The organism is Achromobacter sp. 18P8.1.1 (assembly GCF_057799415.1).
Window position 1 is genome coordinate 1 of record NZ_JBYOKH010000086.1, and the last position, 16,248, is coordinate 16,248.

Below are 16,248 nucleotides of genomic sequence, written 5' to 3' on the forward strand. Positions count from 1 at the left end.
GCACCGAGCGACACCCCACGCATTCCTGCCCCCGATTCGGGGGCGTTTTTTTCGGAGAATCCTCATGACTTTGACCGGCCAAATGCTGATCGGCGCCACCGCCATTCTTGGCTCGGGCGCCGCCCAGCACGCCATCAACCCCGCGACCGGCGAACGCCTGGAACCCGGCTTTCCCGCCGGCTCGTCCGACGACGTCGCGCGCGCGGCCGAACTGGCCCGCGCCGCCTTTGACCCCTACCGCGCCGTGCCGCTGGAAACCCGCGCGCAATTCCTGGAGAGCATCGCGGAAGGCATCCTGGCCCTGGGCGACGCACTGATCGAACGCACCCACCAGGAAACCGGTTTGCCCCTGGCCCGCCTGCAAGGCGAACGCGGCCGCACCGTCGGCCAATTGCGCCTGTTCGCCCGCGTGGTCCGCGACGGCTATTTCCTGGACGCCACCATCGACCCCGCCCAGCCCGAGCGCCAACCGCTGCCCCGCGCCGACCTGCGCCTGGCCAACGTGCCGCTGGGCCCCGTGGCGGTCTTCGGCGCCAGCAACTTCCCGCTGGCCTTCTCGGTTGCCGGCGGCGACACGGCGTCGGCGCTTGCGGCCGGTTGCCCCGTCATCGTCAAGGCCCACAACGCCCACCCCGGCGCCTCTGAAATGGTCGGCCGCGTGATCCAGGCGGCCGTGGCCAAGCACGGCCTGCCGGAAGGCACGTTCTCGCTGCTGTTCGGCGCAGGCAGCGAAATCGGCACGGCCCTGGCGACGCACCCGGCCATCACCGCCGTCGGCTTCACCGGTTCGCGCCGCGGCGGCCTGGCGCTGGTCGCCGCCGCCAACGCCCGTCCGGTGCCGATCCCCGTCTATGCCGAGATGTCCAGCATCAACCCGGTGTTCCTGATGCCCGCCGCGCTGGAAGCGCGCGCCGAAGCCATTGCCCGCGGCTTCGTCGATTCGCTGGCGATGGGCGTCGGCCAGTTCTGCACCAACCCGGGCCTGGTCATCGGCATTGAAGGCCCCGCCCTGGAACGTTTCCGCCAAGCGGCCGCAGAAGCCGTCCAGGCCAAGGGCGCCGCCACCATGCTGACTCCAGGCATCTTCGCGGCCTACCAGGAAGGCGCCGACGCGCTGGCCAAGCACGCCAACGTCGCCACCCTGGGCCGCGGCGAAGCCTCGAAGCCGGCCGCCAATGCCGCCGGCGCCGTGGTCTTCGGCACGCAAGCCGACCGTTTCCTGGCCTCGCACGAATTGGAAGCCGAAGTCTTCGGCCCGGCCTCGCTGGTCGTCGCCTGCAAGGACCTTGCCCAGATGCAGGCTGTGGCCGAACACCTGGAAGGCCAGCTTACCGCCACGCTATTCGTCGACGACGCCGACGTCGCCTCGGCCCAGGCGCTGCTGCCCGTGCTGGAACGCAAGGCCGGCCGCATCCTGGCGAATGGCTACCCGACGGGCGTGGAAGTCAGCCATGCCATGGTGCACGGCGGCCCCTTCCCCGCCACGTCGAATCCGGCATCGACGTCGGTGGGCGCCACGGCCATCCGCCGCTTCCTGCGCCCGGTCTGCTATCAGGACCTGCCGGACGCGCTGCTGCCGGAGGGCGTCAAGCGCGGCAATCCGCTGGACCTGATGCGGATGGTCGATGGCGTGATGACGGCGGGCTGACGCTCGCGTCGTCTCTTGGGAAGGCGTCGCGCCTCGGGCCCCGCTTCAAAGGCCTGAGGCCGGCGCGCCACACTCGATTTCCCCAGGGTTGCCAAGGCGGTCCGCCACGCGCAATAATCTGCCCTCACTTATTAATTGATACGTGTTCGCATTAGCAATGGTGCGGCCCCCTATCGCGAGCGGGCGAGATCGTGAGCGCATCACAAGGTTTGTCCCATGACTTCGAGCACCTGTACGGCAATCACCACAACTGGTTGCTCGCCTGGGTGAACTGGCGTCTGGGCAATGCGGCCGATGCTGCCGACCTGGCGCACGATGCATTCGTCCGACTGCTGACGCGCCCCTGCCACTTCGAGAACGCGCAGCAGGTCCGCGCTTACTTGCGCAAGATGGCCAACGGCATGTGCGTCGACCTTTGGCGGCGCCGCAGCCTGGAGCAGGCGTGGCTGGAAGTCCTTGCCGCCCAGCCCGAACCCACGGTGGCGTCTGCGGAACAGCAGGCCATGGTGCTTGAGGCCCTGGGCGAAATCGACACCATGCTTCGTGAATTGCCGCCCAAGGTCGCGCACGCCTTCGTCATGGCCGTGGCCTGCGAAATGACGGACAACGAAGTTGCCGCCACGCTGAACGTGTCCTCCCGCATGGTGCGCAAGTACGTGGCGCAGGCCATGCTGTGCTGCATGAAGCTGGAAGCCCGCCTGGCTGCGGGCCAGCCCGAGACGCCTCCCATCCCGACGGCGCCAGCCCCGCTGACGGTCGCGTCATGACCGCCACAACCCTGCAGGAACCCTCGCATCGGGCGATGGAAGAAGCCGCCGAGTGGTATGCGTTGCTGCGTACGGGCCAGGCATCGGCCGCCGAACAACAGAAATGGAAGCAATGGCTGGGCCGGGATGCCGAGCACCGCCAGGCCTGGAGCTATGTCGAACGCATCGACCGCCGCTTCAGTCCGCTGCAATCGAGCCCGGACCGCGAGGCCGCCGTCTCTGCCTTTCACCGGGCGATCAGCGCCGCGCCGCGCCGACGGCGCCAGGTCTTGCTGGGCCTGGCAGGATCGCTGGGCTTGTCCTGGCTGGGTTGGACGGCCTGGCGCCAGACGCCCTTGTCTGCCCTGGCATCGCTGTGGGGCACGGACTACCAGGCAGGGGTGGGCGAAACGCGCCAGGTTGCGCTGGCTGATGGCACGACGGTCTGGATCAAGGCGCTCAGCGCGTTCAATCAGGCCTACAGCGATACGCAGCGACGCCTGCAACTGGTGACGGGCGAAATACTGATCGATACCGGCAAAGATCCGTCGCGCCCCTTCATCGTCGATACGGCGCAGGGCCGGCTACAAGCCCTGGGCACGCGCTTTTCGGTCAGCCAGGGCGATTCCGGAACCCTGGTCGCGGTCTACGAAGGCGCCGTCCGCGTGAATCCCGCACGCTCGGGCGCAAGCGGCATCGTGCCGGCTGGCCAGCAAGCCCGGTTCACGGCTGATACGCTGCAGCCGCTGATGCCGGCCGACCCTGCGCGGGAAAGCTGGCGGCACGGCCTGCTGCTGGCCGACGGCACGCCCTTGGCCAACGTCGTCGCTGAATTGCGCCGTTACCATGCCGGGCACCTGGGCCTGTCGCCCGAGGCCCAGCAACTGCGGGTCTTCGGCAGCTACCCCCTCAACGATGTGGATCGCGCCCTGGACATGCTGGCATCCGTGCTGCCGATCCGGCTGAACCGCCCGTTGCCGTGGTGGGTAAGCATCGCCCCGCGGTAAAAAGGCCCCCACGCCGCGCATGCTCCGCACGCTTGCTGCCCCCCGAGGGGGCGTTTTTACCTTGGGGCGGCCCGGCGGTAAAAAGGCCCCCACGCCGCGCATGCTCCGCACGCTTGCTGCCCCCCGAGGGGGCGCTTTTTACCTTGGGGCGGCCCGGCGGTAAAAAAAATCATGAATTCGGTTCCGCATTTTGCCGTCTCGTTCGATTTAGGAAAGTGAGCGTCCGAGAGTCCACGCGCCGCACGGCATTTCCGCCCTGGCCGCGCCTCTCGCTTCCTTCCTATCCATTGCACGAGCGCACAGGTTCCGTCATGCCCCATCGTTTCCCGCCCACCCTGCCTCTTCCCGCGCAGCCCATGGCCTTGCGCGGCCATCGCCAGGGATCCCGCCTGCCACTGGCGCTTGCCCTCGCCCTGTCCGCCCTTTGGGCGTCGGCGCCGCATGCCCAGCCCGCACCGGCCGGGGCCGGGCAAGCCGCCGCGTTGCTGACGTTCGACATTGCCCCTGCCCCCCTGAACCAGGTGCTGACGCGCCTGGCGAATGAGTCGGGAATCTTGCTGGCCGCGCCCAGGGAACTGTTGGCAGGCCGCCAGAGCGGTGGCGTGCGCGGGCGCTATTCTCGTGCGGAGGCCCTGGATCAGGCGCTGGCCGGCACCGGCCTGCGCGCCACGCGCGAAGCCCCGAACCAGTACCGGCTGGTCGCCATACCCGAAACCGGCACCGCCGTGCTCGAGGCCGTGACGGTCACGGGCAGCGCGCTGTCCAGCGGCTTGCCGCCCGTGTACGCCGGCGGCCAGGTGGCAAGCGGCGGGCGCGTCGGCCTGCTGGGCAATCTGAGCGACCTGGACACGCCCTTCAGCGCCACGCAATACACGGCCAAATTGATCGAAGACCAGCAGGCGCAGAACATCGGCGATGTGCTGGTCAACGATCCCTCGGTGCGCAATACCTATTCGCGCGGCGCCGGGCGCGACGAATTCAATATCCGCGGCTTCTCGCTCTTCAACTACGACGTGTCATTCAATGGCCTCTACGGCGTGTCGCCGCGCAACGCAAGCTCGTTGATCGGCGTGGAACGCGTGGAAGTCCTGCGCGGGCCGAACGCTCTGCTCAATGGCATGGCGCCTTACGGCTCCGTGGGCGGCGCGATCAACCTCGTGCCCAAGCGCGCGGGCCCAGATCCGCTGAACCGCTATACGCTGACCTACATCGGCGACTCCCAATTCGGCGTTCACGCCGACCTGGCCCGCCGCTACGGCGAGAGCCAGGAATGGGGCGTGCGCCTGAACGTGGCCGGCAGCGGCGGCGACCTGCCCCAGGACGGTTCCAAGGAAGACCTGGGCGCGGTGGCCCTGGGCCTGGATTACCAGAGCGAGCGCTTCCGCCTGGAAGGCGACATCAACTACCAGAACCGCACGACCGATGCGCGCAGCGGGCTGCTGTTCCCGCCGGAACCCGGCACCGACATCGGCCGGGCGCCCGATGCGCGCCGGAATTTCTTCCCGTCATGGACCTACTGGAAGACCAAGGAATGGTCGGGCGCCGTCAGGGCCGAATTCGACGTGACGCCGGACTGGACGGTGTATGGCGCCGTGGGCGCGCGCAAGCACGACTTCGAAAGCATGCAGACCAGCTGGCTGATGCTGGACGGCGAAGGCGATATCGGCGCCGTGCCCGCCCGCCTGAACGAGTCGCTGCTCAGCAAGACGGGCGAAGTGGGCGTGCGCGGCCGGTTCAATACCGGCCCGGTCAAGCACGAGCCGTCGCTGTCGGCCAGCGCCCTGGCCATCGACTATTCCTCTGCGCGGATCCGCTCAAGCACCATCTTCTCCAACCTGTACCACCCCGCCGACTTGCCGAAACCAGACATCGCCCGGCCGGACGATTTGCCCAAGACCAGCGAATCGCGCCTATACAGCGTTGCGCTGGCCGACAAGCTCTCATTCGCCGAAGACCGCGTCCAGGTCATCGCGGGCGTCCGGCACCAGCGGATCGAATCCACCAACTTTGACGCCGCCACCGGCCGCACGTCTTCGGACTACGCCAAGTCCGCCGTCACGCCGGCGTTCGCGTTGACGGTGCGGCCTACGCAACGGCTGTCGCTGTATGGCAACTACATCGAAGGCCTGAGCCAGGGTGGCACCGCGCCCGAAGGCGCCGTGAATGCGGGAGAAATGTTCCCGCCGGAAATCGCCAAGCAATTCGAGGTGGGCGGCAAGTACGACTTCGGTGATTTCTTCACCACGCTGAGCGCATTCCAGATCGAAAAGCCCAGCAGCTACCTGGACCCGGCAAGCCGCCGTTATGTGTCCGACGGCCAGCAGCGCAACCGCGGCCTGGAATTCCTGGTGCAGGGCGACGCCGCGCGCGGCGTGCGCCTCTTGGGCGGGGTGGCGTACACCGACGGGCGCCTGACGCGCACCGAAGGCGGCATCAACGACGGCAATGTGGCCCCGGCGGTGCCGCGCTTCCAGTTCAATGCGGCGGCGGAATGGGACACCCCCTTCCTGCCTGGCCTGACCTTGACGGCGCGGATGTTGCGGACCAGCCGGCAATATGTGGACGTCGGCAATACGCAGCAGATCCCGGGTTGGACCCGTTTCGACGTGGGCGCGCGGTATGCGTTCAAGGCCAACGGCACGCCGATGGTCGTGCGCGCTACGGTGGAAAACGTGTTCAACAAGAACTACTGGCAATCCGCCGCGCGTGAAGGTCTGACGGTCGGCGCGCCCATGACGGTGCTGCTGTCGGTTTCCGCGGACTTCTGATCCCCGCCGGAAACCGACCCGGCCCGCGCCGCGCCTAGCCGCCGGCGCGCGGGGTTTCGCGCGGCAGGTCCACCCGGAAATGGGTCAAGCCGTCGCGTGATTCGGCGCCGATGCGCCCGCCGTGGCTCAGCACGATCTGCTGGGCGATGAACAGCCCCAGACCCAGGCCCTTGTGGCCTTCGGCGCACCTGTTCAACCCGCCCCGGAACGGGTTGAACAGGTGCGGCAGCAGCGCCGGGGGAATGGTGCCCCCGTTGGTGACCGTGACTGCGACCCGGTCCGCCGCCGTCCCGTCCGCCTTGACTTGCACGGGCACGTCGCGGCTGCCATGGTGCAGCGCGTTGCCGACCAGGTTCGTGAAGACCTGGCTCAGGCGCTCGGCATCCCAGGAGCCAGCAAGGTCCCCGACGCATTCGCATTCGATCTGACGGTCGGGGTAGCCGGTCTGCACTTCGTCCACGGTACGCTGCAGCAAGGCGTCCAGGCCGATCCATGCCGGCTCAAGCGTCAAGCCGCCCGCCTGCCGGATGCGGGTCACATCCAGCAGGTCGTCAATCAAACGGGCCATGCGCTCACTGCTTTGCAGCATGCGCTGGGCCAGGCTGGCCACCCGCGCATCGTCGTTTTGGCGCTGCAACAGCGACGCCCCCATGACGATGGACTGCAGCGGCGTGCGCAGATCGTGGCTCAGCACGGCCATGAACATCTCGTTGATCCGCAAGGCTTCCGTGCGCTCTTCCAACTGCGTGGCCAGCGCCCGCTTGCGCTCATGCAGTTCGAAGAACACGTTCGCCTTCATGCTCAGCATGTGCGGGTCGATGGGCTTGTACAGGAAGTCCACGGCGCCGCTCTCGTAGCCGCGGAACTGCCAGTTCTGCTCGCGCGACCCGGCGGTCATGAAAATCAGCGGGATATGGCGCGTGCGTTCGCTGCCACGGATCAGTTCGGCCAATTCAAAGCCGTTCATGTCGGGCATTTGCACATCCAGCAGCGCCAGCGCCACATCGCCATGATGCAGCAGCAGTTCCAGCGCTTCTGGCCCGGATTGCGCTTTCAGCACTTCTACCCGGCCGCTTTCCAGCAGCGCTTCCAGCGCGATCAGGTTTTCCGGAACGTCATCGACAAGCAGGCACTTGATGCGGTCTTCTTGTGGTTTGGCGGAGGTCAGGAACATGGTGTCGGAAGGTTGGGGTTACGGCAGGCGCGGCGTGCGCAGTTGGGAAAATAGGGTGGCGATCTCGTCGGGCGTCAGGGCGTCGTGCGCCGGCTGCCGCGCCAGGGCGGCCTCGGGCATGGTGGGCATGGCGGCGCTGGCCGGCGCCTGCACGATCGTGCGCCCGCCTGCGGCGTGTATCGCCGCCAGGCCGGCGGCGCCGTCCTCGTTGGCGCCGGAAAGCAGCACGCCCAGCAGTTTCTCGCCATAGCTATCGGCGGCGGACTCGAACAGCACGTCAATCGATGGCCGGGAAAAATACACCGGCGCGCCCACCGACAGCGCCAGCCGGGGCCCCTGGTCCACCAGCAAGTGGTAGTCCGGCGGCGCAAAATACAGATGGCCGGGGCGTATCCACAGTTGGTCTTCAGCTTCCTGCACGATCAAGGCGCAGCGCTCGCGGAAAATATCGACCAGCAGGCTGCGGCGGTCGCGCGGCAGGTGCAGCACTACCACCACCGCCGCGTCCAGGCCGGCCGGCAAGGCGGGCAGCAGCGTGTTCAACGCATCGATGGCGCCGGACGATCCGCCGATGACGATCGCCTCCCACGGGCAGGCGGCCGCGGGCGCACGGGCAGCAGACTCACCTGCGCTCATAGCCCCGCCTTCTTGCGGTAGATGCGGTCTTCCAGCACGAAATCGTCGAAGTTGCCGGCCTGCGCCGAAAACCGCAGCGATTCCCGCGAGCCCAGGCCCAGGAAGCCGCGATGGACCAGCGCGTCGTGGAACAGGCCCAGTGCGCGGTTTTGCAGATCGCGTTCGAAATAGATCAGGACGTTGCGGCAGGAGATCAGGTGGACCTCCGCGAACACGCTGTCGGTCGCCAGGCTGTGGTCGGAAAAGACCATGTGTTCACGCAGACGCTTGTCGAACACCACCCGCCCGTACCGGGCGGTGTAGTAGTCTGACAGCGAGCTGCGGCCGCCGGAGCGGGCATGGTTCGCACTGAAGGCGGCCACGCGGTCCAGGTCGAAGACGCCCTGCTCCGCCGTGCGCAGCGCGTGCGGATTGATGTCGGTGGCATAGATCAGCGCGCGCTCAAGCAGGCCCTCTTCGGCCAGCAGGATGGCAAGCGAATAGACCTCTTCGCCGGCGCTGCACCCAGCCACCCACACCTTGATCGACGGATAGGTGCGCAGAATCGGCACCACCTCGTTGCGCAGCGCCAGGAAATAGCTTGGATCGCGGAACATGTCGCTGACCTGAACCGTCAGGAACTGCAGCAACGCGGTGAACACCGCCGGCTCATGCAGCACGCGGTCCTGCAGTTGCGACAGCGTCTTGCAGCCGAATTGCGTCAGCGCGCTTTGCAGGCGCCGCTTGAGCGACGCCTGCGCGTACTCGCGAAAGTCGTAGTGGTAATGGTGATAGATCGCGTCGAGCAACAGCCGTTGCTCGATATCTGCGGTGCGCGCTTTGGCGGTGGATGGCATGACGGTCTTCAACAAAGGGTGGCGCGAACGCCTTTAGCTGCGCATCCAGACCCGCACCAGGGACAGCAGGCGCTCCACGTCCAGCGGCTTGGCGATGTAGTCGTTGGCACCGGCGGCCAGGCATTTCTCCTGGTCGTCCTTCATGGCCTTGGCGGTCAGCGCAATGATCGGCAGGCGGCGCCACTCGGGCCGCTTGCGTATCTCGCGCATGGCCGTGTAGCCGTCCATCTCGGGCATCATGATGTCCATCAGCACCAGGTCGATCACCGGCTGGCCGTCCGACCCGGCCCGGCCCAGCACGTCCAGCGCTTCACGGCCGTTGCGGGCGATCTCCACGCGCACGCCGGTCGGCTCCAGGATGCTGGACAACGCGAACACGTTGCGCACGTCGTCTTCCACCACCAATACGGTACGGCCTTCCAGCGCTGAATCGCGGCTGCGGGCCAGTTCCAGCATCTGGCGCTGCTCGGGCGGCAGTTCGGCTTCCACCTGGTGCAGGAACAGCGTCACCTCGTCCAGCAGCCGTTCGGGCGAACGCGCGTCCTTGATGATGATGGACTTCGAGAAGCGGCGCAGATGCTGCTCTTCGTCCCGCGACAGCGCGCGGCCGGTATAGACGATGACCGGCGGGAACGACACGCCCTCCTGCTCGGTCATCTGCTGCAACAGCTCGTAGCCGCTCATGTCGGGCAGGTTCAGGTCCATGACGACGCAGTCGAACGTCGTCTCGCGCAGCAGTGCCAACGCGGCCGCCGCGGTGGCCGCCGGCGCGATCTCGACGTCGTTGCGCGCCAGCAGCTGGCGCACGCTCTCGCGCTGGCGGTCGTCATCTTCGACCACCAGCACATGGCGCACGTGCCGGGTGAACTTCGCTTCCAGGCGCTGCAAGGCGTGGACCAGTTCCTCGCGCTTGACGGGCTTCAGTGCGTAGCCGGCAGCGCCGCGCCCCATGGCCTCGCGCGCGTAATCGGCCACCGATACCACATGGACCGGGATGTGGCGGGTCTGCGGGTTGCGCTTGAGTTGATCCAGGACGCCCAGCCCGGAGAAATCGGGCAGGTTGATGTCCAGCACGATGGCGTTGGGACGTTCGCGCGTTGCCAGTTCCAGGCCGTCCGTCGCGGTGTGAGCCACGAAACAGCCAAAGCCCATCTCGCGCGCCAGGTCCGAAAGAATGCCGGCAAAGCGCTCGTCGTCTTCGATGACGAGAATGCTGCGCTCCGGCTCCGGACCCGACGGGGTGGGTGCCTTGGGCGCAGGCGCGGCGGGCGCGTCGCGGCGAGGAACGACAGGCGCCGTCTTCGGCAGCATGAAGGGCGTGGCCGAGGCCGCGCCGCTCTGGGCGCCCGGCACCGACGGCGCCTCTTCCAGCCGCACAGGCACCTCCAGCGTGAACACGCTGCCTTGGCCCGGCGTGCTGGTCACGGACAGGCTGCCGCCCAGCAACGTGGCCAAGTCGCGTGAGATCGACAGCCCCAGGCCCGTGCCGCCGAACTTGCGGTGCGTGCTGCCGTCGGCCTGGCGAAACGCCTCGAAAATCAGTTCCTGCTGATCGGCCGGCACGCCGATGCCGGTGTCTTGCACGGCGAACGCCACCCGGTCCCGCGCCACGCGCGACACCCGCAGGGCGACCGTGCCGCGCTGCGTGAACTTGAGGGCGTTGGACAGCAGGTTCTTCAGCACCTGCCCCAGGCGTTGTGCATCGGTATGCAGGGAGGCCGGCACGGCCGGATCGATATCCAGTTCCAGCGCCAGTCCTTTGTCCAGCGCCATCGGCCGCAGCGGCTCCAGCAGGCGCTGCAGCATCGGCGCAACGACCACCTGCTCGACTTCCACGGTGGCCTGTCCGGCTTCGATCTTGGACAGATCAAGAATGTCGTTGATCAGCGTCAGCAGGTCGCTGCCGGCGGAATAAATCGTCTGTGCGTACTTGACTTGCTCGGCGCTCAGGTTGCCCGGCTTGTTGTCCGACAGCAGCTTGGCCAGGATCAACGTCGAATTCAGGGGCGTGCGCAGTTCGTGGCTCATGTTGGCCAGGAACTCGCTCTTGAACTGGCTGGCCTGCGACAGCTGGCGGGCCTTCTCCGTCAGTGCGTCCTGCACCCGCAGCAACTGGTCGGCCTGCGATTCCAGGTTGACGTTGGTCTGCTCCAGCTCGGTCTGCTGCAGTTCCATGCGCGCCTGCGATTCCTGCAGGATGCGGCTCTGCTGCTCAAGCTCTTCGTTGCTGACGCGCAGCTCTTCCTGCTGGGTCTGCAGTTCTTCTGCCTGGCGCTGCGTTTCCTCCAGCAGCGCCTCCAGGCGGCTGCGGTCCTGGCCCGAACGGATCGCCGAGGCCAGCATCTCCGAGGCGCCCTCCAGCAGGTTTCGCTCGCTTTCGCTCACCGGGTGGTTGAAGCCCAGCTCGAGCACGGCATATACCCGGCCGTTCTGGATGGCCGGCGCCAGGACGAGTTCGGCGGGATCGGAACGCCCCGTGGCGGAGGCGACTTCAAGGTGCCCCGCCGGCACATTGCGCACATGCAGCAATCTGCGCGACGTGACGGCCTGCCCGGCCAAGCCTTCGGCGGACTGGAGCTTGCGCGCCAGGCGCTCGGGCGGCAACGCAAAGCCGCCGAAAAGCTCCAGTTCACCCGTGCTGCGCTCGACCACGTAGCCCGCGCCCACGTCGGCGCCCAGATACTCGGCCAGATAATCCAGCGCGCGCTTGCCGATCTCGTCCAGGCGGTGATCCCCCTGCAGGCGCAGGCTCAGTCCCGACAGGCCGGCCGTCACCCAGGATTGGCGCGCCTTCGCGCGATATTCCCGCACCGTCATGCCGGCCGACGCCAGGATCAGCACCAGCAACAGCAGCGAACCGCCCCACGAGTAATAGGTCGACGTGGCGGCGGCCGCCGCCCAGGCGTCTTTGCCTTCGGCCAGTTCGTCCATCTGCCGCGAATACAGGTCGCCCACCAGGTCGCGCAAGCGGTCCATCGCCTCTTTGCCCGAATCGGTACGCACCACGGCCATCGCGCCTTCCACGTTGCCGGCCTTGCGCATCTCGACCGTCTCGTGCAGTTCCGTCAGCTTTTGCCGCGTGATGCCCTCGATGTCGCTGACGATGCGGCGTTGTGCCGAATCGTTGGACGTAGCCTCTTTCACCAGCGCAAGGCGCTGATCGATCAGCCCCAGCGAGCGCAGGTACGGCTGCAGGTAGGTCACGTCGCCGGTCAGCAGATAGCCTCTCTGCCCGATCTCGGCATCCTTCAGCGCCGAATTGAACAGGCTCAACTGGCGCAACGTCTCGGTCGTGCGGTCCACGGCCTTGACCGCTTGCATGCGCGTTTCGGCCGAGCGGACGTTGACGAAGGCGATGACCAGCGTGGCCAGGGCCGCCGTCACGAACCCGGCCAATAGCGTCCGGGGAAAGGCATAGCGGTTGGCAGGCTGCGACGACGATTTCGGCATGGTAGCGGGTGACGGATTCAATGTAGGGGAGCATGGCCCAGCGGTGCGACAAGGCGGGCGCCGGGATGAACCGGGCGCAGTCGCTGCTATTGGCCTAAGCGCTGGACTATACATGGTTTGGCGGCGGGGGAAAGGGACCCGCCTCCCCGCAATCCGATCAGGCGCCCGCCGCCGAATCTGGGTAAAGTCAGCCTGGCGCAATGATCCCGGAAACCCCGCACGGGACGCGATACCCCGAACCCATGGCCGACCTTTCCTCCTCTCCCATCGTTGTGGTTCTTGCCGCTGGCGCCGGACGCCGCTTCCGCGAGGCCGGCGGCACCGGCAGCAAGCTTCACGCCCATCTGCTGGGCCGCCGGGTGCTGGACTGGACGCTGGCCGCCGTGCGCGCCAGCGGCTTGCCGTGGGAGCTGGTGGAACGGCCCGAGCACGAACCCGACGCCTACGGCATGGGCGACTCCATCGCGCGTGGCGTGGCCCGTCGGCCGGATGCGCCCGGTTGGCTGATCCTGCCCGGCGACCTGCCCCTGATCGAACCCGCCAGCCTGATCAACATCGCCCAGTCGTTGCGCGACGCGTCCCTTGCCGAACCCTGGGCGGTAGTGCGGCCGCTAGTGGCCATGCCGGACGGCACGACCCAACCCGGCCACCCGGTGGGCTTCGGACCCGCCTGGCAAGACGCGTTGCTAGGCCTGCGCGGGGAGTCCGGCGCGATGCCGCTCGTTCGCCAAGCCGGCCAACGAGGCACGATGCACCCGCTGCCGTCCGACGACGCGGGATGCGTCCAGGACATCGATCATCCCGACGACATCCTCCGGGCGGAAAAGGCGCTGCAAAGCCGGCTTGGCTGACGCCAACGGCAATACCCGAACCAAAGCCGGAACCGAGACCGAAGCCAATCTGGCCTGCGCCCGGCCGCGCGTCCTATCCCTCGTGGCGCCCCGTCGACTCGCGGTCGCGCTCGTACCGGCGATCAAGCGGAAACGGCGGCAGCCAGGACTCCCTGCGGATGATCCAGCTTTCGTAGGTAGGCGTCAGTTGGTCTGGCGCGTCCAGCGACCCCAGGTTCACCTCGACCTCGTCGTCGGTGCGCCCGAACAACGTCGACCCACAACGGGGGCAGAAATGCCGGCCGGCATAGTCGCGCGTTTCACCGTCGATCGTCACGGCATCTTGAGGGAATATCGCCGAAGCGTGAAATAGCGCCCCATGGGTCTTGCGGCAATCCATGCAGTGGCACAGGCCCACCCGGTACGGCTGCCCCAACGCCACGATCTTCACGTCGCCGCAAAGACAACTGCCTGTAAACCGTTCCATGCTGTGTCTCCTCTCCAAGTCAAAGGGACCGTCGCTGACGGCAAGCGGATTACGTGAATCAGGGTGGACAACATCATCACCATTGAAAGTATTCGCCAAGCCTAATGGCCTATGGTCAAGGCTGACGAACGGCATCGCCGAAGGTTGCGTTCCGGCAGGCCCCTTCTGCAGACAGTCTATCGCTCCTACCTGTGCCGATTTTTGCACTTGATAAAAATTCGTTTATAGACGAAACTCGCCATGTACCGAATCGAACATTACCTGACACCTCGCGGGCTCAGGGATACCTATGTCGACTGGCTGCGCGGCCTACGTGACGTTCGCGCCAAAGTCGCCATTGCGCAGAGGGTCTTCCGCATCGAACGCGGCAACTTTGGCGATCATCGCTTTTGCCGCGAGGGCGTCTGGGAAATGCGTGTGCATGTTGGTCCCGGCTACCGCGTGTACTACGCTTTTTCCGGCCGGCGTGTGGTGCTGCTGCTGGGAGGTGGAGACAAGCGTACGCAGGATTCCGATATCGACCGCGCGGTGGACTATTGGCAGGATTGGCAACGGAGATCAGATGATGAGAAGCAGATCCCATGACGAAGCGATGGCGGAGGTGTATCGCAGTGATCCCGCTTTCGCGTTGGAGCTCATGAACACCATCTTGAAGGACGGCGACCAAGCCGACCTGCTGGTCATGCTTCGGCAACTGGCGCAAGCGTTCGGCGGGATTCAGGAGGTTGCCGCGCAAGCGCACTTGAACCCCACGCAGCTTTACCGCACGCTGTCGCCGAAAGGAAACCCGTCTCTGAGCAGCCTTGCGGCCATTCTCAAAGCGATGGGCTTGCGGCTGGCCGTGCAGCCGCTTGCGCCTCTCACGCCTGGCAACACCTAAGCCCCGGGAATCGGCGGCGGCGCGACATGGCCCGGCGCCGTGCGCCGCGTCTTCACTGCACCCGCAGTTTCCCGTCCGCGATGATCTTCGCCCATTTGGCTTGCTCGCCGGTCTGGAACGCCGTGAACTCCGCAGGCGTATTCGGCGTATAGGCCAGGCCCAGGCCCTTCATCTTGCCGTTGACGTCCGGCTTGGCGATGATGGCGGCAATGGCCTGGTTCAGGCGGTCGACCACAGCCGGCGGCGTGTTGGCCGGCGCGTAGATGGCTTGCCAGCTGCTGACGTCGAAGCCGGCGACGCCAGCCTCCTGCATCGTCGGCACATCGGGCATCACCTCGGTGCGCTTGGCCGACGTGACCGCCAATGCGCGCACCTTGCCGCTTTGCACATAAGGCAGCGCCACCAGCGCCGTTTCGAACGAGCTCGGAATCTGGCCGCCGATCAGGTCCTGGATGGCGGGCGCGCTGCCGCGGTACGGCACGTGGGTGAGGTGGGCGCCCGTCAATTGCTTGAATACTTCGCCTGACAAGTGCTGGGACGTCCCCTGCCCGGCCGAGCCGAAGGCGATCGTGTCCGGATTGGCCTTGCCCGCGGCCACCACGTCCTGCACGGACTTGTACGGCTGGTTCGCCCCCACCAGCAGCACGTTCGAAATGCTGCCCAACAGGATGACCGGCGCGAAATCCTTGGCCGCGTTGTAGTTGATGCCCGGCAACAGCGACGGGTTGATCGCATGGGTGGCGATCGTGCCCAGCAGCAAGGTATAGCCGTCAGGCTTGGCGCGCGCCACGGCGTCGGCGCCCAGCACGCCACCCGCGCCGCCCTTGTTTTCCACCAGCACGGTCTGGCTCAGGCTGGCGCCCAGTTCCTGCGCGATGAGCCGGCCCAGGATGTCTGAGGTGCCGCCGGGGGCAAAGGGCACCACCAGCGTGATGGGTTTAGCGCGGGGCCAATCGTCGGCGGCGTGCGCGCTGGCGGCGCCCAAGGTGGTCAGGGCCAGAACGGCGAAGGTGCGACGCAGCAGGGGGAATGCCTTCAAGCTTGTCTCCTGAAAGGGGAATGGTTTTATATCTTGTACGTTGTCGTACGACTTTCGGAGAAAGAGAGTACTTTCATCCCGCACGCGGTTCAATCTAGGGTAATTCCGAATTTGTCAGGCGAAGCGCGCCGCGTTGGTAGGCAGAAATGCCAGGATTTCCAGACCTATTGCTCGCTTCAGTTGTATGTTGTACGATGACATACATCTACTCATTAACCGCAGCAGCTACACGGTTCCAGCCCTGCTCTTTTTTCGCTTTCCCTCTTTACCCATTCCCTTTTAATGGATGACAGGCATGACGACTCCCCAGGAACTCAAAGAAATCGTATCGGAAGGGCTGCTGTCCTTCCCCGTGACGGACTTTGACCAGAACGGCGATTTCAACGCCAAGACCTACGCCGCCCGCCTCGAATGGCTGGCCCCGTACGGCGCTACCGCCCTCTTTGCCGCAGGCGGCACCGGCGAGTTCTTCTCCCTGGCTCCCCAGGAGTATTCGGACGTCGTGCGCACCGCCGTGCAGACCTGCGCCGGCAAGGTGCCGATCCTGGCAGGCGCGGGCGGCCCCACCCGCACCGCCATCGCCTACGCCCAGGAAGCCGAGCGCCAAGGCGCCAAGGGCATCCTGCTGCTGCCCCACTACCTGACCGAAGCCTCGCAGGACGGCATCGCCGCCCACGTCGAACAGGTCTGCAAGTCCGTCAAGATCGGCGTCATCGTCTACAACCGCGCCCAGTCCCGCCTGTCGGC

General features: G+C 66.5%; 14 protein-coding genes. 8 read left to right on the top strand and 6 right to left on the bottom strand.

Annotated elements, in window-relative coordinates; all coding sequences use genetic code 11:
• Positions 1 to 64: 64 nt before the first annotated feature.
• The 4 genes from AC27VE_RS30300 to AC27VE_RS30315 all read left to right on the top strand — a co-directional run bounded on the left by AC27VE_RS30300 (position 65) and on the right by AC27VE_RS30315 (position 6,169).
• Positions 65 to 1,648 carry an aldehyde dehydrogenase (NADP(+)) gene (locus tag AC27VE_RS30300; protein WP_488705803.1) on the top strand — a complete coding sequence of 528 codons (1,584 nt, stop codon included), beginning with the start codon at positions 65 to 67 and terminating at the stop codon, positions 1,646 to 1,648.
• A 209-nt stretch (positions 1,649 to 1,857) separates the two neighbouring features.
• Entirely contained in the window at positions 1,858 to 2,415 is a 558-nt protein-coding gene (locus tag AC27VE_RS30305) for a sigma-70 family RNA polymerase sigma factor (protein ID WP_488705811.1), read from the top strand.
• The gene (locus AC27VE_RS30310) at positions 2,412 to 3,401 is read left to right on the top strand and encodes a FecR family protein (protein ID WP_488705804.1); all 990 of its coding nucleotides are present in this window, start codon (positions 2,412 to 2,414) and stop codon (positions 3,399 to 3,401) included. The genes AC27VE_RS30305 and AC27VE_RS30310 overlap by 4 nt, the downstream gene beginning before the upstream one ends.
• 356 nt (positions 3,402 to 3,757) lie before the next feature.
• On the top strand, positions 3,758 to 6,169 hold the full coding sequence (locus AC27VE_RS30315; RefSeq protein WP_488705812.1) for a TonB-dependent siderophore receptor: 2,412 nt from the start codon (positions 3,758 to 3,760) through the stop codon (positions 6,167 to 6,169).
• Positions 6,170 to 6,203: 34 nt separating this feature from the next.
• Here AC27VE_RS30315 and AC27VE_RS30320 read toward each other — a convergent pair whose 3' ends face one another.
• Genes AC27VE_RS30320 through AC27VE_RS30335 form a run of 4 tightly spaced genes read right to left on the bottom strand, consistent with a single transcriptional unit; the run spans position 6,204 to position 12,265 of the window.
• The gene (locus AC27VE_RS30320; protein WP_488705805.1) at positions 6,204 to 7,343 is read right to left on the bottom strand and encodes a hybrid sensor histidine kinase/response regulator; all 1,140 of its coding nucleotides are present in this window, start codon (positions 7,341 to 7,343) and stop codon (positions 6,204 to 6,206) included.
• Between the two features lie 18 nt (positions 7,344 to 7,361).
• A complete protein-coding gene (locus AC27VE_RS30325; RefSeq protein WP_006223008.1) occupies positions 7,362 to 7,979 on the bottom strand; it encodes a chemotaxis protein CheB in 618 nt (205 codons plus the stop codon).
• Positions 7,976 to 8,815, bottom strand: coding sequence for a CheR family methyltransferase (locus AC27VE_RS30330; RefSeq protein ID WP_006223009.1), 840 nt, complete (start codon positions 8,813 to 8,815; stop codon positions 7,976 to 7,978). The genes AC27VE_RS30325 and AC27VE_RS30330 overlap by 4 nt, the downstream gene beginning before the upstream one ends.
• 33 nt (positions 8,816 to 8,848) lie before the next feature.
• Positions 8,849 to 12,265 carry a response regulator gene (locus AC27VE_RS30335; protein WP_488705806.1) on the bottom strand — a complete coding sequence of 1,139 codons (3,417 nt, stop codon included), beginning with the start codon at positions 12,263 to 12,265 and terminating at the stop codon, positions 8,849 to 8,851.
• A 242-nt stretch (positions 12,266 to 12,507) separates the two neighbouring features.
• On the opposite strand from AC27VE_RS30335, the gene AC27VE_RS30340 reads away from it, so the two are divergent.
• Positions 12,508 to 13,116 (top strand): nucleotidyltransferase family protein, encoded by a 609-nt coding sequence (locus AC27VE_RS30340; RefSeq protein ID WP_488705807.1) that lies wholly within the window; start codon positions 12,508 to 12,510, stop codon positions 13,114 to 13,116.
• A 73-nt stretch (positions 13,117 to 13,189) separates the two neighbouring features.
• On the opposite strand, the gene AC27VE_RS30345 is transcribed toward AC27VE_RS30340, so the two are convergent.
• Positions 13,190 to 13,582, bottom strand: coding sequence for a GFA family protein (locus tag AC27VE_RS30345; RefSeq protein ID WP_424626216.1), 393 nt, complete (start codon positions 13,580 to 13,582; stop codon positions 13,190 to 13,192).
• A 240-nt stretch (positions 13,583 to 13,822) separates the two neighbouring features.
• On the opposite strand from AC27VE_RS30345, the gene AC27VE_RS30350 reads away from it, so the two are divergent.
• Both AC27VE_RS30350 and AC27VE_RS30355 read left to right on the top strand, forming a co-directional pair.
• Positions 13,823 to 14,167, top strand: coding sequence for a type II toxin-antitoxin system RelE/ParE family toxin (locus AC27VE_RS30350; RefSeq protein WP_088591648.1), 345 nt, complete (start codon positions 13,823 to 13,825; stop codon positions 14,165 to 14,167).
• Positions 14,148 to 14,462, top strand: coding sequence for a helix-turn-helix domain-containing transcriptional regulator (locus tag AC27VE_RS30355; protein WP_488705808.1), 315 nt, complete (start codon positions 14,148 to 14,150; stop codon positions 14,460 to 14,462). The genes AC27VE_RS30350 and AC27VE_RS30355 overlap by 20 nt, the downstream gene beginning before the upstream one ends.
• 52 nt (positions 14,463 to 14,514) lie before the next feature.
• Here the strand turns inward: AC27VE_RS30355 and AC27VE_RS30360 are convergent, their stop codons facing one another.
• Positions 14,515 to 15,501 carry a Bug family tripartite tricarboxylate transporter substrate binding protein gene (locus tag AC27VE_RS30360; RefSeq protein WP_488705809.1) on the bottom strand — a complete coding sequence of 329 codons (987 nt, stop codon included), beginning with the start codon at positions 15,499 to 15,501 and terminating at the stop codon, positions 14,515 to 14,517.
• A gap of 295 nt (positions 15,502 to 15,796) precedes the next feature.
• Between AC27VE_RS30360 and AC27VE_RS30365 the strand changes: the two genes are divergently transcribed.
• The coding region (locus AC27VE_RS30365; protein WP_488705810.1) for a dihydrodipicolinate synthase family protein at positions 15,797 to 16,248 on the top strand (452 nt) is incomplete at its 3' end.

Excerpts from the sequence above, each read along its gene's own strand:
- AC27VE_RS30300 (WP_488705803.1), top strand. The coding sequence starts at position 65 with ATGACTTTGACCGGCCAAATGCTGATCGGCGCCACCGCCATTCTTGGC.
- AC27VE_RS30310 (WP_488705804.1), top strand. The coding sequence starts at position 2,412 with ATGACCGCCACAACCCTGCAGGAACCCTCGCATCGGGCGATGGAAGAA.
- AC27VE_RS30315 (WP_488705812.1), top strand. The coding sequence starts at position 3,758 with ATGGCCTTGCGCGGCCATCGCCAGGGATCCCGCCTGCCACTGGCGCTT.
- AC27VE_RS30320 (WP_488705805.1), bottom strand. The coding sequence starts at position 7,343 with ATGTTCCTGACCTCCGCCAAACCACAAGAAGACCGCATCAAGTGCCTG.
- AC27VE_RS30325 (WP_006223008.1), bottom strand. The coding sequence starts at position 7,979 with ATGAGCGCAGGTGAGTCTGCTGCCCGTGCGCCCGCGGCCGCCTGCCCG.
- AC27VE_RS30330 (WP_006223009.1), bottom strand. The coding sequence starts at position 8,815 with ATGCCATCCACCGCCAAAGCGCGCACCGCAGATATCGAGCAACGGCTG.
- AC27VE_RS30335 (WP_488705806.1), bottom strand. The coding sequence starts at position 12,265 with ATGCCGAAATCGTCGTCGCAGCCTGCCAACCGCTATGCCTTTCCCCGG.
- AC27VE_RS30340 (WP_488705807.1), top strand. The coding sequence starts at position 12,508 with ATGGCCGACCTTTCCTCCTCTCCCATCGTTGTGGTTCTTGCCGCTGGC.
- AC27VE_RS30345 (WP_424626216.1), bottom strand. The coding sequence starts at position 13,582 with ATGGAACGGTTTACAGGCAGTTGTCTTTGCGGCGACGTGAAGATCGTG.
- AC27VE_RS30350 (WP_088591648.1), top strand. The coding sequence starts at position 13,823 with ATGTACCGAATCGAACATTACCTGACACCTCGCGGGCTCAGGGATACC.
- AC27VE_RS30355 (WP_488705808.1), top strand. The coding sequence starts at position 14,148 with ATGAGAAGCAGATCCCATGACGAAGCGATGGCGGAGGTGTATCGCAGT.